The sequence below is a fragment of the Saccharopolyspora sp. 7B genome (genome assembly GCF_020177435.1).
Lineage (GTDB): Bacteria > Actinomycetota > Actinomycetes > Mycobacteriales > Pseudonocardiaceae > Saccharopolyspora_C > Saccharopolyspora_C gregorii.
This window is the reverse complement of record NZ_JAIUKC010000103.1, coordinates 20,347-42,100: the sequence shown is the minus strand read 5'-3', so window position 1 is coordinate 42,100 and position 21,754 is coordinate 20,347. Positions and strand designations below refer to the sequence as shown.

Annotated in this window: 17 protein-coding genes; 9 read left to right on the top strand and 8 right to left on the bottom strand. The window is 73.4% G+C overall.

What is annotated here, in order from left to right:
- Positions 1–6: 6 nt before the first annotated feature.
- From LCD33_RS17045 to LCD33_RS17035, 3 genes are all read right to left on the bottom strand, one after another.
- Positions 7–1,146: an aminotransferase class V-fold PLP-dependent enzyme gene (locus LCD33_RS17045; RefSeq protein WP_224978026.1), complete on the bottom strand. Its 1,140-nt coding sequence runs from the start codon at positions 1,144–1,146 to the stop codon at positions 7–9.
- Between the two features lie 118 nt (positions 1,147–1,264).
- Positions 1,265–1,879 (bottom strand): nitroreductase family protein, encoded by a 615-nt coding sequence (locus LCD33_RS17040; RefSeq protein WP_224968374.1) that lies wholly within the window; start codon positions 1,877–1,879, stop codon positions 1,265–1,267.
- A gap of 19 nt (positions 1,880–1,898) precedes the next feature.
- Positions 1,899–3,140, bottom strand: a complete 1,242-nt coding sequence (locus tag LCD33_RS17035) for a hypothetical protein (RefSeq protein ID WP_224957209.1) — start codon at positions 3,138–3,140, stop codon at positions 1,899–1,901.
- 307 nt (positions 3,141–3,447) lie between these two features.
- Between LCD33_RS17035 and LCD33_RS17030 the strand changes: the two genes are divergently transcribed.
- The 5 genes from LCD33_RS17030 to LCD33_RS17010 all read left to right on the top strand — a co-directional run bounded on the left by LCD33_RS17030 (position 3,448) and on the right by LCD33_RS17010 (position 8,652).
- Positions 3,448–4,713: an aspartate kinase gene (locus LCD33_RS17030; protein WP_224957210.1), complete on the top strand. Its 1,266-nt coding sequence runs from the start codon at positions 3,448–3,450 to the stop codon at positions 4,711–4,713.
- Positions 4,713–5,765, top strand: coding sequence for an aspartate-semialdehyde dehydrogenase (locus LCD33_RS17025; protein ID WP_224957211.1), 1,053 nt, complete (start codon positions 4,713–4,715; stop codon positions 5,763–5,765). The genes LCD33_RS17030 and LCD33_RS17025 overlap by 1 nt, the downstream gene beginning before the upstream one ends.
- 70 nt (positions 5,766–5,835) lie before the next feature.
- The gene (locus LCD33_RS17020; RefSeq protein ID WP_224957212.1) at positions 5,836–6,486 is read left to right on the top strand and encodes a Uma2 family endonuclease; all 651 of its coding nucleotides are present in this window, start codon (positions 5,836–5,838) and stop codon (positions 6,484–6,486) included.
- A gap of 44 nt (positions 6,487–6,530) precedes the next feature.
- Entirely contained in the window at positions 6,531–8,003 is a 1,473-nt protein-coding gene (locus tag LCD33_RS17015) for a gluconokinase (protein WP_224978025.1), read from the top strand.
- 115 nt (positions 8,004–8,118) lie between these two features.
- A complete protein-coding gene (locus LCD33_RS17010) occupies positions 8,119–8,652 on the top strand; it encodes a Fur family transcriptional regulator (protein WP_224957215.1) in 534 nt (177 codons plus the stop codon).
- Positions 8,653–8,754: 102 nt separating this feature from the next.
- Here LCD33_RS17010 and LCD33_RS17005 read toward each other — a convergent pair whose 3' ends face one another.
- From LCD33_RS17005 to LCD33_RS16995, 3 genes are all read right to left on the bottom strand, one after another.
- Positions 8,755–10,233, bottom strand: coding sequence for a dynamin family protein (locus LCD33_RS17005; protein WP_224957216.1), 1,479 nt, complete (start codon positions 10,231–10,233; stop codon positions 8,755–8,757).
- Positions 10,230–12,041 carry a dynamin family protein gene (locus tag LCD33_RS17000; RefSeq protein ID WP_224957218.1) on the bottom strand — a complete coding sequence of 604 codons (1,812 nt, stop codon included), beginning with the start codon at positions 12,039–12,041 and terminating at the stop codon, positions 10,230–10,232. Before LCD33_RS17000 ends, LCD33_RS17005 begins: the two co-directional genes overlap by 4 nt.
- A gap of 333 nt (positions 12,042–12,374) precedes the next feature.
- Entirely contained in the window at positions 12,375–13,562 is a 1,188-nt protein-coding gene (locus tag LCD33_RS16995; RefSeq protein ID WP_224978024.1) for an IniB N-terminal domain-containing protein, read from the bottom strand.
- 334 nt (positions 13,563–13,896) lie between these two features.
- Between LCD33_RS16995 and LCD33_RS16990 the strand changes: the two genes are divergently transcribed.
- Together LCD33_RS16990 and LCD33_RS29210 are read left to right on the top strand one after the other, a co-directional pair.
- The gene (locus LCD33_RS16990) at positions 13,897–15,276 is read left to right on the top strand and encodes an Hsp70 family protein (protein ID WP_224957223.1); all 1,380 of its coding nucleotides are present in this window, start codon (positions 13,897–13,899) and stop codon (positions 15,274–15,276) included.
- A gap of 76 nt (positions 15,277–15,352) precedes the next feature.
- Positions 15,353–17,845 (top strand): LuxR C-terminal-related transcriptional regulator, encoded by a 2,493-nt coding sequence (locus LCD33_RS29210; RefSeq protein ID WP_308011290.1) that lies wholly within the window; start codon positions 15,353–15,355, stop codon positions 17,843–17,845.
- An 87-nt stretch (positions 17,846–17,932) separates the two neighbouring features.
- Here LCD33_RS29210 and LCD33_RS16980 read toward each other — a convergent pair whose 3' ends face one another.
- A complete protein-coding gene (locus tag LCD33_RS16980) occupies positions 17,933–19,015 on the bottom strand; it encodes an alpha/beta hydrolase (protein WP_224957225.1) in 1,083 nt (360 codons plus the stop codon).
- Positions 19,016–19,182: 167 nt separating this feature from the next.
- On the opposite strand from LCD33_RS16980, the gene LCD33_RS16975 reads away from it, so the two are divergent.
- Together LCD33_RS16975 and LCD33_RS16970 are read left to right on the top strand one after the other, a co-directional pair.
- The gene (locus tag LCD33_RS16975; RefSeq protein WP_224978023.1) at positions 19,183–19,743 is read left to right on the top strand and encodes an NADPH-dependent FMN reductase; all 561 of its coding nucleotides are present in this window, start codon (positions 19,183–19,185) and stop codon (positions 19,741–19,743) included.
- A 98-nt stretch (positions 19,744–19,841) separates the two neighbouring features.
- A complete protein-coding gene (locus LCD33_RS16970; protein ID WP_224957229.1) occupies positions 19,842–20,330 on the top strand; it encodes a Dps family protein in 489 nt (162 codons plus the stop codon).
- Positions 20,331–20,448: 118 nt separating this feature from the next.
- Here LCD33_RS16970 and LCD33_RS16965 read toward each other — a convergent pair whose 3' ends face one another.
- Positions 20,449–21,513, bottom strand: a complete 1,065-nt coding sequence (locus LCD33_RS16965; RefSeq protein ID WP_224957231.1) for an NADH:flavin oxidoreductase/NADH oxidase — start codon at positions 21,511–21,513, stop codon at positions 20,449–20,451.
- Positions 21,514–21,754: the final 241 nt, after the last annotated feature.

Here is a 21,754-nt window from a genome sequence, read left to right as displayed (position 1 = left end):
GACGGATCAGCGGCGCTGGGCGAGTTCCGCCAGGACCGCTCCGAAGTGGTCGGCCGCCTCCTGGACGTCCGCGTAGCGCAACCACGTCGGGGCGAAGCCGAAGCGCAGCCGGCCCGGCCCGGCCAGGTCCACGACCACCCCGCGGGACGACAGCTCCTGCGCCACGTCGTGCGCGCGCCGGTGCATCACGCACACGTGCGCGCCGCGCCCCGCGCCGGACACCGGCACCGGTGCGACCGCCACCGGCAGTTCCCGCAGGCAGCGCACGAAGAACTCGGCCAGCCCGGTCGACTTCGCGGCCAGCGACCCGGGGTCCGCCCCGGACAGCGCGGCCAGCCCGGCCCGCAGCTCGGTGATCGAGAACGTCGGCGGCATCGCCCCGAACCCGCCGCGGCCGGGCGCCACCTCGGCGAGCTCCGCGCGCCGCCGCTGCGCGACGAACGAGAAGCCGGGCGCCCCGGAGCCCCCGCCGAGGTACCGGTATCCGCAGCCGACGGCGAAATCCGCGGCCCAGCCGCGCAGGTCCACCCGCACCGCGCCCGCGGAATGGCTCAGGTCCCACAGCGACAGCGCACCGCGCCGGTGCGCCAGGGCGGTCAGCTCCGCCGCGTCGCGCACCTCCCCGGACAGCGGGTCGACGTGCGAGAGCGCGACCACCGCCACCTGGTCGTCGAGCTGCGCGGGCAGCTCGGCCGGATCGTCCACGAAGCGCAGCTCGCACCCGGCGGAATCGGCGGCCGAGCGGGCCAAGTAGTGGTCCGCGGCGAAGTCGTGCCGCCCCACCGCCAGCACCCGCCGCCCGGGCCGCAGCGCCGCCGCCGCGCGCAGCGCGTTGAACAGGTTCATCGACGCCGAATCGGCGACCACGACTTCCGCGGGCAGCGCCCCGATCAGCGGCGCCAGCTCGGCCGCCGCGAGCCGGGCCTGCCGGTGCAGTCCCGCGTCGACCTGCGGTTCGGGGGCGCGGAGCTCCCGCCGGTTCTCGACGAACTCGCGAAGCCGGGCCGAGGTGGCGCGCGGCCGCGGCCCGCCGCTGGTGCCGTCGAGCCGGATCACCCCCGCGGGCAGGGCGTAGCGGGCGCGCAGCGCGGCGAGCTCATCGGCGCGGTCCAGCGCCTCCGCCGCCGCTCTCGGGCTCGTCCACACGAGTGAGAGTCATACCCCACCGATCTACCGCGCGTCACTGCCCGGACCGCTCTGCTCCCCCGATCCGGGCCGGTCGGGGGACGTCGCGGGCCTGCGAAAACAGACCGGGGCGCCGGATTCAGAACAGCGGTTCGCCCCACCGCTCGGTGAACACCAGGTCCGCCAGCGCCTTGCGGGAGCGCGGTGCGGCCTCCTTCTCCCGGAGCCGGTCCGGCATGCCGTCGGCGGAGCCGAGCCTGCCGACCGCGATCGCCACGACCGGCTCGAAGCCGTCCGGCACCGCGAACTCGGCGCGCACCGCGTCCCGGTCGAACCCGGCCATCTGGTGGGCGACCAGGCCCTCCGCGACGGCCTGCAGCACCAGGTTCTGCGCCGCGAGCGCCACCCCGTACTCGCCGTAGGGCAGCGGTTCCCCCTCGTCGTCGGTGGTCCGCGCGAGCCCGACGACCAGCGCGGCCGCCGCCGCGGCCCACCCCTTGTTGCCGCGGGAGAGCGTGCCGTGGATGCGGTCGAACACCGGCTCGCCGCGGCGCCCGGCGAGGAACCGGGCGGGCTGCGTGTTGCCCCAGGACGGCGCCCAGCGGGCCGCCTCGAACAGCGCGCGGAGCTCCCCGTCGCCGAGCTCCGCCGCCGGGTCCAGCGCCCGCGGGCTCCACCGCGCCGCGAGCAGCGGGTGCAGCGGTACCGACGAGTCGGCCGCCTTGCCGTCCGGGATCTCGAACACCTCGGTCACTCCGGCCTCCTGTTCACCGTCAGATCGCGTACGACCACGCCGTCAGCGCGTACGCGCCGAACCAGGCGCCGAAGCACACGATCAGCACCGTCGAGCACACGGCGGTCGTCGTGCGCCGGTTCGCCAACCCGATGGCCACCGGGATCAGCAGCGGGAACGCGGGCAGCAGCAGCCGCACCTTCGAGTACATCAGCCCGTCCGAGCCGAGGTCCATCGCCAGCACCGCGAACGCGAACAGCACCAGCGGCCACGGCATCCGCGCCCGCACGCACAGCACCAGCAGCACCAGCGCGGCGAGCACGATCCACACCGTGAACGTCTCCAGCACGGACTTGTTCTCGGACAGCGTTTCGAGCATGAACTTCCCGGTCGCGACCCCGCCGTCGAACGCGGAGGACCAGCCGCGCTGCTGCAGCGCGAAGTAGCCGCCGAGCTCCCCGGTCTGCACCGCGACCCACCCCACGTACAGCACCATGCCCGCGGGCGCGAGCACCGCGCCGAGCAGCGGCCGCCACCCGTCCTCGCGCCGGAACAGCGCGACGAGCGCGGCGAGCCCCACGACGCCGATCAACGCCGCCGCGGTCGGCCGCACCAGCCCGGAGGCCGCGCAGCACAGCCCGGCGAGCGCCCAGTTCCGCTCCAGCACCCCCACCAGCGCCCACACCGCCAGCGCGCAGAACAGCGCCTCCGAGTAGGCCATGGACAGCGTCACCGACATCGGCGAGGCCGCGAACAGCGCCACCAGGAACAGCCCCACTCCGCGGGTGCCGCCGACGGAGCGCCCGATCCGGGCCAGGCCGTAGGCGGCGACGATCCCGGCGATCAGGCTCACCGTCGTGGCGGCCCCGTCCAGCCCGAAGCCGGGGAACGAGCGCACCAGCCGCACCAGCACCGGGTAGCCGGGGAAGAACGCCAGCGGCGTCTCCGGGGACCGGTGGCCGTAGCCGTCGACCATGCTGTCCGAGACGCCGCCGTAGCCGTGCGCGGCGATCTCCAGGTACCACTCGCCGTCCCAGGCGCGCAGGTTGTCGCGGAGGGTCTCGTCGTTGGCCGCCGACAGCCAGCTGAGCACCAGCAGGCCGAACAGCCGGATTGCGAGGTAAACCACACCGGGTGCCAGGAAGGCCCACCGGGCGCCGAGGTCCGCGGCCCCGTCGCGGGCCCGTTCCCACCACCGCTGGGCGGGACGTTCTCGCTGGTCGTGGATGCTCTCGGCGGGCTGGGGATGTCGTGGCCCGACCGCCTCCGGAGTGGTGGACAACCCGCTCCTCCGCCCTTGTCGACAAACCGGCCTGACAGGTTAGTCGTCAGTCACGGCTATGGGTCTGGGCGGTAACGGTTCGGTAGGCTGGCGCAGCAGCGGAGCGACCAGTCACGGGCCGCTCGACCTGCCGGGTCGAAGCTGCTTCTCGCTGGTCGCGGGGCTCCCCGGTGCGCCGACTAACTCGGTGTGGCCGCGCTGGTGCTCTTCGTCCACCGGCGTCAGTGCGGGACCACTCCCGCACCCGGGACGACCGCTTCCTCCGGGCACCCATACCCGAGGAACGGCGCGAGGAGGTTAGTTTCACGTGGCGCTCGTCGTCCAGAAGTACGGCGGTTCCTCGCTGGAAAGTGCCGACCGGATCAAAAAGGTCGCCGAACGCATCGTGGAGACCCGCAAGGCGGGCAATGACGTCGTGGTCGTGTGCTCGGCGATGGGCGACACCACCGACGAGATGCTCGACCTGGCGCAGCAGGTGAACCCGTCCCCGCCCGAGCGGGAGCTGGACATGCTGCTGACCGCGGGGGAGCGGATCTCGAACGCGCTCGTCGCGATGGCGGTGGAGGCGCTCGGCGAGCAGGCCCGGTCGTTCTCCGGCTCGCAGGCCGGGGTGATCACCACTTCGGCGCACCAGAACGCGCGGATCATCGATGTGACCCCGGGCCGGGTGCAGGAGGCGCTCGCCGAGGGGCAGGTGGTGCTCGTCGCCGGTTTCCAAGGCGTCGCGCAGGACACCAAGGACATCACCACGCTCGGCCGGGGCGGCTCGGACACCACCGCGGTGGCGGTGGCGGCGGCCATGAACGCCGACGTGTGCGAGATCTACACCGACGTCGACGGCGTGTACACCGCAGACCCGCGGATCGTGCCGAACGCGAAGCACCTGGAGCGCGTCACCTACGAGGAGATGCTGGAGATGGCCGCGACCGGCGCGAAGGTGCTGCACCTGCGCGCGGTCGAGTACGCCCGCCGCTACGGCGTCCCGCTGCACGTCCGCTCGTCGTACTCACCCAAGCCCGGAACGATCGTGTCCGGCTCAGTGGAGGACCTTTCCGTGGAACAGGCGATGATCACCGGCGTCGCGCACGACCGGTCGGAGGCCAAGGTCACCGTGCGCGGTGTGCCGGACAACCGAGGCGTGGCGGGCAAGATCTTCCGCGTGGTCGCGGACGCCGAGGTCGACATCGACATGGTGTTGCAGAACGTCTCGGGCAGCAGCTCCGGGCGCACCGACATCACGTTCACCGTGGCCAGGGACAACGGTTCGGAGGCCGTCGCCGAGCTGGAGAAGATCAAGGACGAGGTCGGGTTCGAGGAGGTCGTCTACGACGACCACGTCGGCAAGGTCTCGCTGGTCGGCGCGGGGATGCGCTCGCACCCCGGGGTGACGGCCACGTTCTGCGAGGCGCTGTCCAACGCCGGCGTCAACATCGAGATCATCAACACCTCGGAGATCCGGATCTCGGTCCTGATCCGGGACACCCAGTTGGACGACGCGGTGCGGGCGCTGCACGGCGCCTTCGAGCTCGGTGGCGAGGAAGAGGCCGTGGTGTACGCGGGGAGTGGTATCTGATGGCACCCACCGTCGCGATCGTCGGCGCCACCGGTGCCGTCGGCACCGTCATGATCGACATCATCAACGACCGCGAATCCGTGCCGTGGGGCGAGATCCGGCTGATCGCCTCCGCGCGCTCCGCGGGCAAGAAGATCACCGTGCGCGGCCAGGAGCTGACCGTGGTGGAGCTCGCCCCGGAGGCGTTCGACGGCGTGGACATCGCGCTGTTCGACGTGCCGGACGAGATCTCCGAGCGGTGGGCGCCGATCGCCGCCGAGCGCGGTGCGATCGCCGTCGACAACTCCGGGGCGTTCCGGCTGGACCCCGAGGTCCCGCTGGTGGTGCCGGAGGTCAACCCGGAGCAGGTGCACCAGCGCCCGCGCGGCATCATCGCCAACCCGAACTGCACGACGCTGTCCATGATGGCCGCGCTCGGTGCGCTGCACCGCGAGTTCGGGCTCAAGGAACTGGTGGTGTCCTCCTACCAGGCCGCGTCCGGCGCGGGCCAGGAAGGCATCGACCGGCTGCACGCCGAGATCGCGGCACTGGCCGGCAAGCAGGTCGGGGAGCGCGCCGGGGACGTCGCCGAGGCGCTGGCCGCGGCCGGGCTCCCGGCGGAGACGCCGTTCAAGGCGCCGCTGGCGCTGAACGTGGTGCCGTGGGCGGGTTCCCGCAAGGACGACGGCTGGACCTCCGAGGAGCTGAAGGTCCGCAACGAGTCCCGCAAGATCCTCGGCATCCCGGACCTGAAGGTCTCCGCGACCTGCGTGCGCGTCCCCGTCGTCACCACGCACTCGCTCGCGGTGCACGCCGTGTTCGAGCGCGAGGTCTCCGTCGCCGAAGCGCACCGCGTGTTCGAGGCGCAGCCGACGATCGTGCTGCAGGACGACCCGGAGGAGCTGGAGTTCCCCACCCCGGCGGCCGTGGTCGGCGCCGACCCGACCTACGTGGGCCGGGTGCGGCAGTCGCTGGACTTCACCAACTCGCTGGACTTCTTCGTGTGCGGGGACAACCTGCGCAAGGGGGCCGCGCTGAACACCTACGAGATCGCCGAGACGCTGGTGAAGTGATCTCGCGGGCTCGCTGACGGGCGCCTTCCTCCTGGCCGGGAGGGAGGCGCCCTTCTACTCTCACGAGCGGGTGGCGCCCACCACCCGGCCTGGTGATCTTCAGGGATACCCGGTCGAGCTGCTGTTCGAACGTGCCGATTCCGGAGGTATGTCCGTGATGAGTTGGCCCGACCACCTGCTGACGCTGGCGGAGTTCGACGAGCTCCCCGAGGACAACTCGCGGCGCTACGAGCTCCAGGAAGGCGTCCTCCAGGTGTCCCCGAAAGCAGCGGCCGTCCACCAGCGTGTCATCAAACGCCTGACGGCGATCTTGGACGCGCAACTCCCGGTGAAATGGGAGGTGCTGCCGGATGTGGAAGTCGTGATCGGCGGCGGCTTCCCTGCGACGGTCCGGATTCCGGATGTGATCATGGCGTCCACGCAGGCCTTCGACGCGAATCCGAACCGGCTGATCGCCGCCGATGTCGTGCTCGCCGTCGAGGTCGTGTCACCCGGGTCCGGGCGTATCGACAGGTTGGTGAAGGTGCAGGAGTACGCCCAGGCGGGTATTCCGCATTACTGGATCATCGAGATCGACGATTCGGTGACGCTCACCGCACTTCGGCTGTGCGACGGCGGATACGAGCCCCAGTTCGAAGGGGGTGGGATGTTCAAAACCGTTGAGCCGTTCGAGATCGGCATCGACCTCGCCTCCCTCGTGGTCCGCGCGCCGGGCCGCTGACCGGCACGCGGGGACCCGCCACCGCGCCCGGTTAGGTTGGGGGCATGAGCTCCGCACCCGTCGTCCTCGGCATCGATCTCGGCACCACGGCGACGAAGGTGGTGGCCGCCACCGCGGACGCGGAGGTGCTGCACCGGACCGAGCGCGGCTACCCGCTGCGCACCGAGGAGACCGGCGAGGCGACGCAGGACCCGCGGCAGGTGCGCGACGCCGCCGTGCGGGCGCTCACCGACTGCGCGAGCTGGGCCCGCGAGCACGGGCACGAGGTGCGCGGGCTGTCGTTCAGCACCGCCATGCACACCCTCGTCGGCCTCGACTCGGCGGGAGAACCCGCCACCCCCGCGTTCAACTGGGCCGACACCCGCGCCGCGGACGTCGCGGTGCGGCTGCGCGCCGACCCGTCCGCCGCCGAGCTGCACCGGGCCACCGGCACGCCGGTGCACACCCAGTCGGTGATGGTGAAGCTCGCCTGGCTGACCGGGGAGCGGCCGGACCTGGTGCGCGGCGTCGAGCGCTGGTGCGCGTTGAAGGACTACGTGTTCGGCGCGTTCGCCGACGGGTTCACCACCGATTCCTCGCTGGCCTCCGGCAGCGGGTTGCAGGACGTGCACGCGCTCGACTGGTACGGCCCGGCGCTGGAGGTGGCAGGGGTCCGCGCCGAGCAGCTGCCGCGGATCCTCGCGCCGACGGACGTGCTGCCGCTGACCGCGTCGATGGCGGCGGCCACCGGGTTGCCGTCGGGGCTGCCGGTGGCGCTGGGCGGCGGGGACGGGCCGCTGGGGAACCTCGGCACCGGGGCGATCAGCCCGGGCGTGGCCGGCTTGTCGCTGGGCACCAGCGGGGCGCTGCGCGTGGTGCGGGACCGGCCCGGCGTGGACGCGGGGTGCCGCACGTTCAGCTACGCCCTCGCCGACGGGCTGTGGGTGATCGGCGGTGCGGTGAGCAACGGCGCCGTCGTCGGGCAGTGGGCCGCGGAGGCGTTCGGCGTGGACGTCGCCGACCTCCTCGACGAGGCGCTGGCGGTGCCGCCCGGCGCCGACGGGCTGCTCGCGCTGCCCTACCTGCTGGGGGAGCGGGCGCCGTGGTGGGAGGCGGGGCTGACCGGTGCGCTGGTGGGCCTGCGCCGCTCGCACGGCCGCGCCGAGATCACCCGGGCCGTCGTGGAGGGCGTGGCGCAGCAGCTGGCGCTGGTGAAGGAGGCGGTGCTCGACGCGGGCGCCGAGGTGCGCGCGGTGCGGGCCACCGGCGGCGGGTTCCGCAGCGAGGTGTGGTCGGCGGCGATCGCGGCGGCGCTGGACATGGACCTGGAACTCACCGACAGCAGCGGCGGCTCCGGGCTGGGAGCGGTGCTGCTGGGCTGGCGGGCGCTCGGCGAGCTCGACTCGTTGCAGCACGCGGCCCGCCTGGTGCGGCCGGAGCGGACCGCGCACCCCGACCCGGAGGCCGCGGCGCTGCTGGCCCGCCGCCGCCCCCTGATCGACCGGCTGCACGGCACCCTCCGCGAACTCGACCTGTGATCGGGCCCCGCGCGGCCCGTTCGACCACGGGCGCGGGCGGGGCGATCGGGCACCGCTGGGCCGGACGGGGCTCTTTTGACTCGTTCCAGTTTTTTCGTGGCACAATGGTGGGGCCATGAACCAGCGCAGCGGCCCCGCGACCAGGGGCGTCGACCACGCGGACGGGCACTCGGCCCGCCTCCGCGAGCGGTTGCGCGCCAGCGGGCTGCGGGCCACCCGGCCGCGGATCGCGGTGCTGCGCTGGCTGGCCGGTCACCCGCACTCGACCGCCGACCAGGCGGCGAACGCGGTGCGGCCGGAACTGGGCTCGGTCTCCACCCAGGCCGTCTACGACGTGCTGCACGCCTGCACCGACGCCGGGCTGCTGCGGCGGATCGAGCCGGCCGGGCATCCCGCCCGGTTCGAGTCCCGGACCGCCGACAACCACCACCACCTGGTGTGCCGGGCGTGCGGGCGGACCGAGGACGTCGACTGCGCGCTCGGCGCCGCGCCCTGCCTCGACCCGGTCGATCCGGCCGGGTTCGCGGTGGACGAGGCCGAGATCGTGTTCTGGGGGCTGTGCCCGGGCTGCCGTCCGGACGCGGACCCCACCGGCGACGACCGGCTCGCCGGCACCGACCGGGGCGACCGAACCGCCCCTCGCCGCTGACTGCGGCATCCCACCACAAGGTCCAGGCCCGGGTTCCCGGGCCTGGACCGGGGCCGGGCTCCCGGTGCGTTCCAGCGCTCGACGGGGTCCGGAGCCGGGTGCTCAGCGGTGCATGCGCGAGGCGATGAGCCGTTCGCAGCTGCGCAGCACCACCCGCACGGCGTCCCGGTGCGCGCGGTCGTGCAACGGGTTCACCGCCTGGTCCCGCCAGCGCGCCAGCGCCGCCCCCGCCTCGTCCGCCAGGATCGCTTCCAGGGTGTCCGGTTCCTGGCCGAGCCGGGCGGCCGCGCTCGGGCCGTGCGCGCCGAGCAGCCGCCGCGCCTCGTTCTGCAGCGGCCGCGGGAAGCTCAGCTGACCCGACTGCAACGCCGACAGCAGCCGCATCTCCTCCCACTCCGGCGCGTTCGCCAGCAGCCGCTCGAACTCGCCGTGCAGCTGCGCCACCCCGGGCCGCGGGTTGGCGCGCAGCACCATGTCCACCGCGAGCAGCGCGGACCGGGCGCGCAGCACGTCCTGCCGCTCGACGAACTGCTGGTGCACCGCTTCCTGCAGGTCGTTGAGCCTGCTGGCCTCCAGGAGCACGGCGCTCAGCTTCTTCTGGTCGGTGATCCCCTCGCCGAGCGCGGTCAGCGCCTGCGCCAGCCCGAACCGGCCGAAGCGGTCCATCAGGTCCTGGCGCGCACTCGGCGGCACCGATTCCGGCGTGGGGTTGTTCGCGAACCGGTCCGAGGACAGCAGCAGCGTCTCCAGCGCCTTCTCCGGGAGCTGCCGCAACCGCACCAGCGCGGCGAAGTCCTCCGCGGTGAGCGTGACCGCGGCCTGCCCCAGCAGCCCGATCACCGGGATCGCGTACTGGGTGAACGACCGCACCACCGGGTCGTCCCGCCAGCGCAGCGCGATCCGCTCGGCCGCGGCGACCGCGCCACCGCCGCCGTTGCCGGTCTCGTCGGCGCGGGACAGCGTGATGATCGTGTTGATCGGAGCGCGCCGCGCCAGCTGCAGCTCGTGCACCGATTGCAGGAACTGCACGTCGGTCTGCTGCGGGTAGCGGGTCAGGTACAGCACCGCGTCCGCCTCGGAGAGGATCTGCGCGAGCGCCGAGCGCCCGGTGTCCTGCACCGCCGAGGACGACACCCCGGGCGTCTCGATCAGCGTGATCGCCTGCAATCCGGGGGAGGGCGCTTCGATCACCAGCCGCGACACCTCGTCCGGCCGCCAGCGCTGCAGGTCGCGGATGGTCGCCGGGTCCAGCGTCGTCACCGGCACGTTCTGCACCGCGCCGTGCGGGGTGTGCACGGTGATCCGCGGCTCCGGCCCGTACTGGTAGAAGGTGTTGACCTGGGTGCTCTCCTCGGCGGCGGTCGGCGCGAGCACCTGCCCGACCAGCGCGTTGATCAGCGTGGACTTGCCGGAGCCGACTCGGCCGCTGACGGCGATGCGCAGCGGCTGGTCCAGCCGCTCCAACCGGCCCCGCAGCCACGCCGAAGTGCGCGGGTCGTCCCGGTAGAACGTCATGGTGCGGATGAGCAGGGCGCGGGAGCGCTCCAGCAGGTCGCTCCGGGGCTGGTCGGGCGTGCTCATGCCGCGCTGATGCGGTTCGCGGTCAGCATCCCGGCCCGCCTGCGCAGCAGCGCCAGCTCCTCCAGCTTGCGGCGGATCTCGCGCGCCCGGTCCTCGCGGTCCACGGCGCTGCGCTCGGCGACGCGCTTGATCTCCTGGATGGCTCGGCTGATCTCCATCTGGGCTTCCTCGGTGAGCTGGGTGAAGTGCTGGTGCAGCGCGCGGTGGGTGGCCCGGATGACGTCCTTGGCGTCCTTGTTCACGTGGAACACCACGTTCTCCACGTAGCGCTGCGCGGTGGTCTTGGCCTCGGCCTGGCGGCGGCGCAGCCGGGCGTCCTTCTCCTCGCCGAGGCTCCGGCTGCCCAGCACCAGGCCCGAGCAGATGGTCACGACGTTCAGCAGCCCCAACCCGAGCTGGCTGGTGATCAGGCCGAACATGAGCACGCCGCCGTAGGAGCCGCGCAGCCCCGTCAGCACCTGGTCGAACCGCTTGTAGGTCCCGTTGCTGGGCTGCTTGAGCGGGGCGACCTGGTCGAACGGGTCCGGCAGCGGTGCCTGCTCGATGTGCGGCCGGGAGCCCGGGTACTCGCGCAGGAACTCGTCGGTGATCCGGTCGCGGAGCTGCTCGCGGCGGCTGTCCAGCCAGCTGAAGTTCTCCTCGATGGCGGTCAGCAGCGCGCCGTCGAGCCAGCCGGCGAAGTCGTCCCAGACGGGCACCGGGTCGGCCTCCTCCAGGGTTTCGCCGATCTGGGTGGTGATCGCCCAGGTCCGTTCCCGGAAGTCGAATTCGATGTCGGCGAACAGTTCGCCGATCCCGTCGCTGAGCGCCTTCTGCCAGCGGCCGGTGATCCGGCGCAGATCTTCGGAACGCCGCTGCGCCGTTTCCAGTTCGATCAATGTTTGCGCGGCGGTGCGCGGACTCTGCCCGGCGAGTTCGGTCTTCAGCGCTTCGCTGAGTTCGTCGACGGCGTCGGCGACGTTCTGCGCGACGAGCCTGCGGGTGAGCTGGTCGTGCTTGCCGAGCGCTTCGCCGCGCAGGTATTCGACCAGCTGCGGGAAGCCGGATTCGGCGTTGAGCGCGGCGTCCTTCGCGTGCATCGCCTGCATCCGGATCGTGGAGGACACCGGGAAGATCTTGGCGTTGATCCCGGCTCCGGCGAGGTGCCGCTGGTTGACCTCGACGACCTTCCGCCAGTGCGGGGTGACGTCGGTCTTCGGCTGCACGAGCGCCACGTTCGGGCACAGCTTGGCGACCTTCTTCAGGAAGGTCAGCTCGTTGTGGGTGAGCTCCTGGGTGGCGTCCGAGACGATGAGCAGCACGTCCGCTTCCGCGACGACGCCGAGGGTGCGGGCGGTGAGGGTGCTGGAGGTGGCGCCGAAGCCGGGCGTGTCCATCAGCACCAGACCGTCCTTGAGCACGGCGCGGGGGATGCCGACCTCGCCGCGGCTGACGGGGCGGCCGTTGCCGATGGCCTGCCCGATGCGTTCCCGCACCTGCTCGACGGGGACGGGGAACCGGTCGAGGGCGGCGGGCCCGCCGGCGGGTTCCTGCTCGACGACCTGGGCGGTCGGGTGGTCGGAGTGCCGCACGAGGGTGGGCACGAGCGTGGTCACGTCGTCGCCGGAGTCGCACACCGATGCGTTGACCAACGCGTTGATCAGTTCGCTCTTGCCCTGCTTCGGTTCGCCCACGACCAGCACCAGCTGGGCGGGATCCAGAACGCGCGTCCGGATTTGGCGCAGCCGGTTGTGCAGGTCGGGGCGCTGCTGCTCGGCGCATTCCGCGGTCGCGCGATCGATCAGTTCCACCATCGCCGTCTCGATCACAGCAGCGATTGTGGACCGTTACACAGCGAAAGGAAAACCCGAGCGGGTGACTTGTGTCAGGACTGTGGTGTGGTAATGCGAAAGCCGGGGGGGGGGGGGGGGGGGGGGGGGCCCGGCGCGGGGGGGGGGGGGGAAATTTAAAGCAAGAGGGCGGGGGGGGGGCCCCGGCCCCGCCCCCCCCGCGGGGGGGGTGGCCCTCACCCCCCCACCTACACCCCCGGGGGGGGTGTTGGGGTCCGGTCGGGGTGTTGGTCCCCCCCCCCCGGGGCGGGGGGGGGGGGGGGCCCCCCCCGGCTTTCAGGGCATTTCGCCTTGATCAGACCGGAGGTCGGATCAGAGCAGGCCGTCCAGCGGCAGGGCCGAGGTGGCCGCACCGGCGACGTCCTCGACGGCCGGGCCGGCGATGTCGCCGACGACCGGCAGGTCGCTCGGGGCCGGCAGGTGGGAGGCGACGTCCTCGACGGGGAGGGACTCGGCCACGTCACCGACGACCGGCAGGTCGGCCGGGGCGGGCAGCGCGGAGGCCACGTCGCCCACCGGGCCGGCCACGGCGCCACCGGCGATGCCGCCGACGGTGTCCACAGCGCCGCCCGCGACACCCTCGACGGTGCCCACGGCGCCACCGGCCACGCCACCGACGGTGTCGACGGCCGGGCCCGCGATGTCACCGGCGACCGGCACGTCGGAGGCCACGTCGCCCACGGTGTCCAGGGCGCCACCGGCGACACCGGACAGCGCGCCCGCGTCGACCGAGGCGGCGTCGCCGCCGACCGGCAGCGCGCCGGTCAGGTCGTCGACGACCGGCAGGTCGGAGGTGGCGCCACCGGCCACGCCGCCGACCGTGCTGACGGTGTTGTCGACGGTGTTGGTGACCTGGCTGACGGCGCCGAACGCGACGTCGCCGACGGTGCCGACGATGCTGTCGCCGCCCGCGACCGCGGTGGAGGTGGTGTCACCGACGACGTTGCCGACGTTGACCTCGTTGCCGCTCAGGATCTCGTTGCCGCTGAGCACGTCGTGCACGTTGACCAGGTTGTGCGAGTCGGTCTGCTCGATGTTGACGTTGGTCTCGTCGTGGATGTGCTGCTCGGCGTCGTCGCCGGGGGCAGGGGCGGGGGTGTTGTGCGGAGGCAGCATGCTGAGTTCCGTAACTTCCTGCTCGTGTGGCTGTGCGGGATGCAATTCGTTGATCGCGACGTGCTGGGTGCTCGCGGCGAACTTCTCGACGCTGCTCTGCAGTGAGCGGCCGTATTCGTCCGCGATCTCGACCGGCGCGTAGTCGAGCACCAGCGACGATGCGTGCAGCACGTCCGTCGCGCTCATGTCCCCGAGTCCGGCGTGATCCAGCGTGGCGCGCGGATCGGCGTCGAAGGCAGCCTGGGCGTCCGGGCTGGTCACGAGCCTCGTGAGGAACTCGTACAGCGTCGGTGCGTCCGGCTGGCCGGGCGCGTCGTGCGCCCCCGGGGTGGCAGTGGGGGGCTCGGTACGGCCCGGGGCATCATCCGGCTGAGAGTGGGTCATGACTGCTTTCTCCTGGCTCAGCGGAACTCGGTTACGTGTGACCGAGTGAAGGTCGTGCCCGATCCCTCACTCCCAGCGAGCACGCTACTGCGGGGCGTGCCCGCAGCCATCGGGTACGACTCCTAGTGATTGGGGGCACTGTTAGGGGGTGCGGTCCTGACTCGACTAGGGGACCCATAGGGGGATCCGTCAGCACTCCGTGATCGAGCACGCGCTAAATTGTCACCGCCCTGAGCGTCATCGGGTGGTCACCCGACCGTGTGATCCGGACTTCCCCGGTCGTGCGCCCGGTACCGCCAGATGACCCCGGAAGGCGATCGCAGGAAGGGGTTGCATGCCTTACGTCCTGGGGATCCACGTGGGGGCCACGGCCACCTCCGCCGCCATCGCGCGGCGCGACGGCGGCAGGTGGGGTGCGGCCACCCCGCTGCCGCTCGGTTCCGCCGGGCACACCGTCCCCACCGTGCTGTGCCGGGTCCAGGACGGGTCGTTCGTCGCAGGCGAGCAGGCGAGCAAGCAGGAGCTGACCCACCACGAGTGGGTCGTCCGAGGGTTCACCCGCCAGGTCGGGGACGAGGCGCCGCTGCTGGTCGGCAGCGAGTTCATCTCCGCGCAGGCGCTCGTCGCGGCCGTCGTCGAATGGGTCGCCGACACCGTCGCCCACCAGCTCGGCCACCCGGCCGAGCACATCACCCTCGCGCACAGCGCCACCTGGGGGCCGTTCCGCGCCCACCTGGTGCGCCAGGCGCTCGCCGCGCTCGGCCTGCGGGACGTGACGCTGGTGCCCGAACCGGTCGCCGTCGCCGTCGACTACGCCAGCAGGCAGCAGGTCGCCGAGCAGGACGCGGTCGCCGTCGCCGACATCGGCGGCACCGGCTTCGACGCGACCGTGCTGCGCCGCCGCAGCCCCGGTTTCGACGTGGTCGGGTCCACCTTGGACACCGGGCATCCCAGCGGGCAGGACCTCGACGACGAGATCTTCTCCCACCTGCTGGCGGAGTTCGGCCCCCAGCTCGACGGGCTCGACGCGTCCGACCCGGCGCACCGGGCCGCGCTGGTCGCGTTGCGGGGCGACTGCGCCCGCGGCAAGGAAGCGCTGTCCTACCACCCGGGCACCACCGTCCGCATCGAACTTCCCGGGCTGCGCACCGACTTCGCCCTGTCCCGCCCCCGCTACGAGCAGCTCGTCCGGTCGCACCTGGAACGGGTGCCGGAGCTGCTGCTGCAGGCCGTGCAGTCCGCGGCGGTGGCGCCGGAGGACCTGGCCGCGCTCGTGCTCGCCGGTGGAACCGCGCGCACCCCGCTGGTCAAGCAGCTCGTCGCCGAACGGCTCGAACGCGCCCCGCAGGTGGACGCGGCACCGGAACTCGTCGCGGCCCGCGGCGCGGCGGCCTCCGCCGTCGGCGTGCTGTCCGCGGTCAGCGACCGCGGTGAGTCCGCCGCCGAGACCAGCGTGCTCGTCCGCGTCGAAGGCCCCGGATCCGGCGGGCTCGACGTCATCGACGGCGAACCCGAGCGCGAAGAACCACCGCGGCCGCCGGTGCAGGTCGAACCGATGTACCTGGAACCGCCGGACGAAGACCGGCAGCGGTTGCTCAAGATCCTGAAACTGGGCGCGGCCGCGCTGCTGATCATCGGCGGCCTGGTGCTGACCATCGTGCAGGGGTTCGGCGGGCAGACCCCGACCAGCCCCGTCCAGACCCAGCAGCGTTGACGAAACCCACTCCCACCCCAAGAGTGATCCCGCCGAGTGACCCGCGAATCGAGGTCTCCGTGAACCGAGGACTCCTGTGAACCACCGGACAGCCACCGCCCCAGACCTGGTGACCGGGCCCCGCGCCGTCCGGTTGTGGGAGTCCGTCGCGGCAGCGCCCGCCGAACCGGTGCAGGTCGGGATCCAGGCCGCCGGCGGTGCGGGCAAGACCGCGCTGCTCGACGAGCTCGCCGACGCCTACCGGGCCGCCGGCGTGCCGGTCGAGCGGGACGTCCGCCGCGCCGACCCCGCGAGCACCGCCGTGCTGCTCGACGACGCGCACCTGCTCGACGACGCCGCGCTGCGCGCCGCGCGCGAGCTCGCCGCCGACCCGCGGGCGCGGCTGGTGGTCGCCTACCGGCCGTGGCCGCGCGGCGCGGAGCTCGCCGAACTCGTGCACGTCCTGGACCGCTCCGGACCGCCCGTCGTGCTGTCCGGGTACACCGCCGCCGACCTCGCCGCCCGCGTCGAACGCGGCCTCGGCACCGCGCCGCCCGCCGAGTGGATCGACCGGCTGCTCGCGCAGACCGGCGGGGTCCCGCGGCTGGTGGAGGGCGTGCTCGCCGACACCAGCCCGCAGCACCTCACGCCGACCTCGGTGCCGTCCCGCATCGTCGAGCACGTCCAGCACGAGCTCGCCGCCCTGGGCGAGGTCGGCGGCCGGTGCGCGAGCGCCGTCGCCGTCGGCGCCGCCCCGCACCCCGACGTGCTGGCCTGGCTGCTGGCGCTCGACCCGGCCGACGTGGTGCCCGCGCTGTCCGCGATCCGCGCCAGCGGGCTCACCGACGGGGCGGGCGAGCTGCTGCCGCTGGCGCGCCGCGCGGCGCAGCTGCTCACACCCGTCGACGAGCGGATCGCGATCGCCCGCAGGCTGGTGCGGGTGCAGCTCGACCGCGGCCGGCCGGTGCTGGGGCTGCTGCGCCCGTTCCTCGACTCGGAGACGACCTCGGCCGCGGACCCGACGATGGCCGAGGCCTACGAGCAGGCCGGGGTGGAAGCGGCCGAGCAGGCGCCGGAGCTGTCCTCGCGGTTCTTCGACGCCGCCGTCTCCGCCGGAACCCCGCCCGTCCGGCTCGCCGCGCGCCGCGCCAAGGCCGCCGCGATCGCCGGGCACTTCGACGAGGCGCTGCGGCTCGCCGACGCGGTGATCGTGGACGAGACCGTCCCGGACCGGGCGCTGGGCGTGCAGGTCGCGGCCAGCGTGCTCGCCCACCGCGGACTGCCGGCCCGCTCCGCGCAGCTGTGCCGCTGGTCCGCCGAGCACCTGCGCTGGCCCGGCGACCGCGCCTACGCGGCCGTGTCGCTGATCGGCACCGGACGGCTCGCCGAAGCCGAGCAGCTGCTGCGGACGGTGCCCGACCCGGGGCCGCCGACCTCGCTGTCCGGTTCCTCCGACCAGCTCGTCGACGGGATCCGCGAATCGATCACCGGCAACCCGGTCACCGCGCTGTCCCTGCTGACCCGGTCGGCGTCGCTGGCCGAACCGGTCGGCGGTGCCGCGCTGGTGCCGGACACGCCGGCCGCGATCGCCACCCTCGCCGCGCTGCACTGCGGCGAGCTCGACGTCGCCGCCTCCGTGGTGGGGCGCGCCATCGAAGCGGGCAGCGGCGGGCCGATGCTCGCCGTGCGGCACCGGCTGCTCGCCGCGTGGATCCCGCTGGCCCGCGGCGACACCCTCGGCGCGCGGGCCGCGCTGGACGCCGCCGCGCCCGCCCCCGACGCGTTGCAGGCGCGGGACCGGCTGCTGGCCACCGCGATCGAAGCGGGCATCGCGAACCGGGACAACGACACCGCCGCGCTGAACGCCGTCCGCGGCCGCGCCCGGCAGGCCATCGCCGAGCACCCGGCGGACCTGTTCGGGCTGCTGGCGCTCGGCGAACTCGCCGTGTCCTGCGCGCGGCTGCACGACCAGGACTGGGTCGAACCGCACCTGGACGCGGCGTTCGCCCTGCTCGCCGAGCTCGGCGACCCGCCGCTGTGGACCGGGCTGCTGCGCTGGAAGTGCCTCCAGGCTGCCGTGGTCAGCGAGGACGCCGCGACCGTGCGCACCCACGTGGCCGCGCTGGAGGCGATGTCCGGGCACAACCCGATGTCCGCGGCGATGGCCGCGGCCGCCCGCACCTGGCAGGACGTGCTCACCGGAGCGGTCGACCGCGAGCAGGCCGAGCAGGCGGCCCGCGGACTGCACGCGGCCGGGCTCACCTGGGACGGGGCCCGGCTCGCCGGGCAGGCGGCGCTGCGCACCGCCGACCGGCCCACGATGCTCGGGCTGCTGGAGTGCGCCCGCTCGCTGCAGGGCAAACCGGCCCGCCCGCGCGCCATCGGCGAGTCCGGCGACGGCGTGCTCAGCGAACGCGAGCGGGAGGTCGCGGAGCTGGTGCTGTCCGGGCTCACCTACAAGCAGGTCGGCAAGCGGCTGTTCATCTCGGCGAAGACGGTGGAGCACCACATCGGACGGATCAAGCAGCGCCTGGGCGCCTCCTCCCGGGAGGACCTGCTGGCCCGGCTCCGCGGGATCCTCGACTCCTGACCGCCGGATCCGACCGCGCGGACCGGTGCCGCGGCGGTCCGCGGCCCGCGGAACGGCCCGCCCGGGAACCCGGACGGGCCGTCGAGCTCAGGCCTTGCCGCCGAGGGCCAGCCCGGCGCGGAGGGTGCCCGCGATCTCGCTCAGCGCCTCGTTGAACCGGGTGCCCGCCTGCCGCACGTTGCCGAACCCGTGGATCAGGTCCTCGAAGCGCCGCGCCACCACCGGCACGCCCGCTTCGGCGAGCCGCCGCGCGTACTCCTCGCCGTCGTCGCGCAGCGGGTCGAACCCGGCGGTGACCACGTGCGCGGGCGGCAGGCCGCTCAGGTCGTCCGCCAGCAGCACCGACAGCCGCAGGTCGGTGCGGTCGGTGCCGGGGGCCGCGTACTGGTCGAGGAACCAGGTGATGTCCGAGTCGGACAGCAGCAGCCCGCTGCTGAACAGGTCCCGGGAGCGCCGCCGCACCGTCGCGTCCAGCGCCGGGTACATCAGCAGCTGGAACGCCGGCTTCGGCCCCCCGGCCCGCGTCGCGTGGTACGAGACGGCGGCGGCCAGGTTGCCGCCCGCGCTGTCCCCGCCGACCGCGATCCGGTCCGGCTGGGTGCCGAGCTCCTCGGCCCGCTCCACCGCGTACCGGAACGCGGCCATCGCGTCGTCGAACGCCGCCGGGAACGGGTCCTCCGGTGCGAGCCGGTAGCCGACCGAGAGCACTCGCACCCCGGCGGCCTTCGCGAAGTAGCGGCACAGGTCGTCGTGGCTGTCCAGGTCGCCGATGACCCAGCCGCCGCCGTGGAAGAACACCAGCAGCGGGCTGTGCTCGGTGAGCGACTGCGGCCGGTACAGCCGCGCCGCGAGCTCGCCGTCCGGGGTGGGGATGGTGCGCTCGCCGACCGCGACGCCGGGCAGCGGTGCCCGGTCGACGATGGCGGTGGACTCCGCCATCAGCGCCCGGGACCCGGCGGCGTCGCCGTTGGTGAGCTGGGTGCTGCCGGTGAGCGCTTGCATTTTCAGCAGCAGCTGGGCGTCGAGCGCGAGCTCCTGGCCGTCGATCCGCCGCGGCGCTCCCGCGATGAGCCTGCGCAGCGGCCGCGGCAGCGCGAACGCGGCGTGCAACCCGGCGCCGAGCACGTGCGCGCGCAGCCGGGGCGGGATCAGTTCGACGGCTTTCGACATGGCAAGACCTCCCGAGGACGGACCGTGCCCGGGAGGCTACTAGCAGGTAGTCGTGACCCGGGACACTGCCGCGGACCTTTGACTTCGAGTTATCTGGAGGTCGTAGCGTGATCGACGTCCGGCTGCGACCGCAGGACACCGCCGGCCCCCGATGAAAGGATCCGAAGATGACCGTGACCGTGGTGGGGATCGGCGGTTCGGTGCGCCCGGACTCCCAGTCCGAGCGCGCGATGCACGCCGTTCTCGCCGGGGCGCGCGAGGCGGGCGCCGAGGTGCGCGCCATCGGCGGCGAGAACCTGGTGCTGCCGTTCTACGACCCGCACTTCACCGACCGCACCGAGGCCGCGCGGGAGCTCGTCGCCGCGCTGCGCGGGGCGGACGGGGTGGTGCTGTCCTCGCCCGGCTACCACGGCACCATCTCCGGCCTGATCAAGAACGCGCTGGACTACGCGGAGGACCTCCGCGCCGACGAGCGCCCCTACCTGGACAGCCGGGCCGTCGGCTGCGTCGGCGCCGCGTACGGCTGGCAGGCGGCGGTGACCACGCTGCAGGCGCTGCGCTCGGTGGTGCACTCGCTGCGCGGCTGGCCGACGCCGCTCGGCGCCGCGGTCAACTCATCGGAGGCCCGGTTCGAACCGGACGGGACCTGCTCCGACCCGAAGCTGGGGAGCACGTTGCGCACCATCGGCACCCAGCTGGTCGAGTTCGCCGAACAGCGCCGCTCCTGACTCCGCACCGCCGATCGGTGATTATCGGGCGGGCTCGGCGGGTAACCACCGGGGGACATGCCCGAACCGACTGCGCACCCGGTGCGAGGAGGTACGCGATGACCGCCACCAAGTCCCCGATCTCCAGCCCGCTCGGCGACTCCGACCAGGACATCACCGGCAAGGCCTTGCAGGGGACCCTGCTGGACATGATCGACCTGCACCTCGTGGCGAAGCAGGCCCATTGGAACGTCGTCGGCCGCTTCTTCCGCGACGTGCACCTCCAGCTGGACGAGCTGGTCTCGGTCGCGCGCGGCTTCGCCGACGACGTCGCGGAGCGCGCCTCCGCGCTGGGCGTCTCCCCGGACGGCCGGGCGTCGACCGTGGCCGAGGCCTCCGGGGTGCCGCGCTTCGAGGCCGGTTGGCGCTCCGACAAGGAGGTCATCGCCGCCATCGTCGACGCGCTGGCGACGGTCATCCGCCGGTTGCGCGGCCGGATCGACGAGACGGACAAGACCGACCTGGTGAGCCAGGACCTGCTGATCGCGATCGCGCAGGAGCTGGAGAAGTCGCACTGGATGTGGCAGGCCCAGCTCGCGGAGTCCTGACCACCCGCACGGCCCGGCCCGGTGCTCGCTCGAACGGAGCGGGCGCCGGGCCGAACCACGTGCGATGAGGGGCCGCCCGCCCCGCCGAGCTCGGCGCCCGGCGGGCACGGGGGCGCGGTCAGGCGCGGCGGGCGCGCACGTACTGCTTCGGCCAGATGTTCTCGGCGTGCAGCTCGTCGGCGGCGTGCAGCGGCCAGTGCGGGTCGCGCAGCAGTTCCCTGCCGAGCAGCACCGCGTCCGCCGAACCGGAGGACACGACCTCCTCGGCCTGCTGCGGTGAGGTGATCAGGCCGACGGCGCCGGTCGGCACCTCCGCCTCCAGCTTGATCTGCCGCGCGAACCGGGTCTGGTAGCCGGAGCCGACCGGGATCCGCGCGTCGGGCACCGCACCGCCGGTGGAGGCGTCGACGAGGTCCACGCCGTGCTCGGCCAGCAGCCGGCTCAGCCGCACGGAGTCGTCGCCGGTCCAGCCGCCCTCGACCCAGTCCGTCGCGGACAGCCGCGCCAGCAGCGGGCGTCCCGCGGGCCACACCTCGCGCACCGCGTCGACGATCTCCAGCAGCAGCCGGACCCGGCCGTCGAAGTCGCCGCCGTAGCGGTCGGTGCGGTCGTTGACCAGCGGCGAGTAGAACTGGTGCGCCAGGTAGCCGTGCGCGAAGTGCAGCTCGACGACCTCGAACCCGGCTTCCGCGGAGCGGCGCGCGGCGTCGGCGAACTGCTGCGGGATCGCGGCGACCTCGTCCTCGGTCAACGCGCGGGGGGCGGCCAGCGCGCCGAAGGCGTTCGACGTGGAGCTGACGGTCTGCCAGCCGCCGTCGGCCGCGGGCAGCGTGCCGTCGCCCTCCCACGGGGCCGTGGTGGAGGCCTTGCGGCCCGCGTGCGCCAGCTGCACGGCCGGGGTAGAGCCCTGCTCGCGCAGGAAGTCGGTGATCCGGCGCCAGGCCGTGACCTGCTCGTCGTTCCACAGCCCGGTGTCGGCGGCGCTGATGCGGCCTTCGGGTGCGACGGCGGTGGCCTCGGCCATGACCAGCCCGGCGCCGCCGACGGCGAACTGGCCGAGGTGCACCAGGTGCCAATCGGTCGGCACCCCGTCCACGGCGGAGTACTGGCACATGGGGGACACCCAGACGCGGTTGCGGATCTCGGTGGCGCCCAGCTTCAACGGGTCGAAGAGATGGCTCATGACCCCCATGACGCAGTTGCACGCGCGGGTATTCCGCGCTGAGCGGAACAACGCGCGAGACGTGGGTCACCCGCGTACCCGCCGCGGCTGGGAGCCCGCTGGGCGGCCGCCGCGCGCTTCCCGGGAATCCGCGACCCCGGCGGAACCTCCGGTTCGCACCCAGTTCGTTCCCAGGGAATTGGCAGCGCATTCGCGTCGATTCCCGCCGAATTGCGCCGGTAGTTTCGTTCATGTCGGCGCC

Excerpts from the sequence above, each read along its gene's own strand:
- LCD33_RS16995 (WP_224978024.1), bottom strand. The coding sequence starts at position 13,562 with ATGACCCACTCTCAGCCGGATGATGCCCCGGGCCGTACCGAGCCCCCC.
- LCD33_RS16970 (WP_224957229.1), top strand. The coding sequence starts at position 19,842 with ATGACCGCCACCAAGTCCCCGATCTCCAGCCCGCTCGGCGACTCCGAC.
- LCD33_RS16975 (WP_224978023.1), top strand. The coding sequence starts at position 19,183 with ATGACCGTGACCGTGGTGGGGATCGGCGGTTCGGTGCGCCCGGACTCC.
- LCD33_RS16965 (WP_224957231.1), bottom strand. The coding sequence starts at position 21,513 with ATGAGCCATCTCTTCGACCCGTTGAAGCTGGGCGCCACCGAGATCCGC.
- LCD33_RS16980 (WP_224957225.1), bottom strand. The coding sequence starts at position 19,015 with ATGTCGAAAGCCGTCGAACTGATCCCGCCCCGGCTGCGCGCGCACGTG.
- LCD33_RS16990 (WP_224957223.1), top strand. The coding sequence starts at position 13,897 with ATGCCTTACGTCCTGGGGATCCACGTGGGGGCCACGGCCACCTCCGCC.
- LCD33_RS17025 (WP_224957211.1), top strand. The coding sequence starts at position 4,713 with ATGGCACCCACCGTCGCGATCGTCGGCGCCACCGGTGCCGTCGGCACC.
- LCD33_RS17010 (WP_224957215.1), top strand. The coding sequence starts at position 8,119 with ATGAACCAGCGCAGCGGCCCCGCGACCAGGGGCGTCGACCACGCGGAC.
- LCD33_RS17005 (WP_224957216.1), bottom strand. The coding sequence starts at position 10,233 with ATGAGCACGCCCGACCAGCCCCGGAGCGACCTGCTGGAGCGCTCCCGC.
- LCD33_RS17015 (WP_224978025.1), top strand. The coding sequence starts at position 6,531 with ATGAGCTCCGCACCCGTCGTCCTCGGCATCGATCTCGGCACCACGGCG.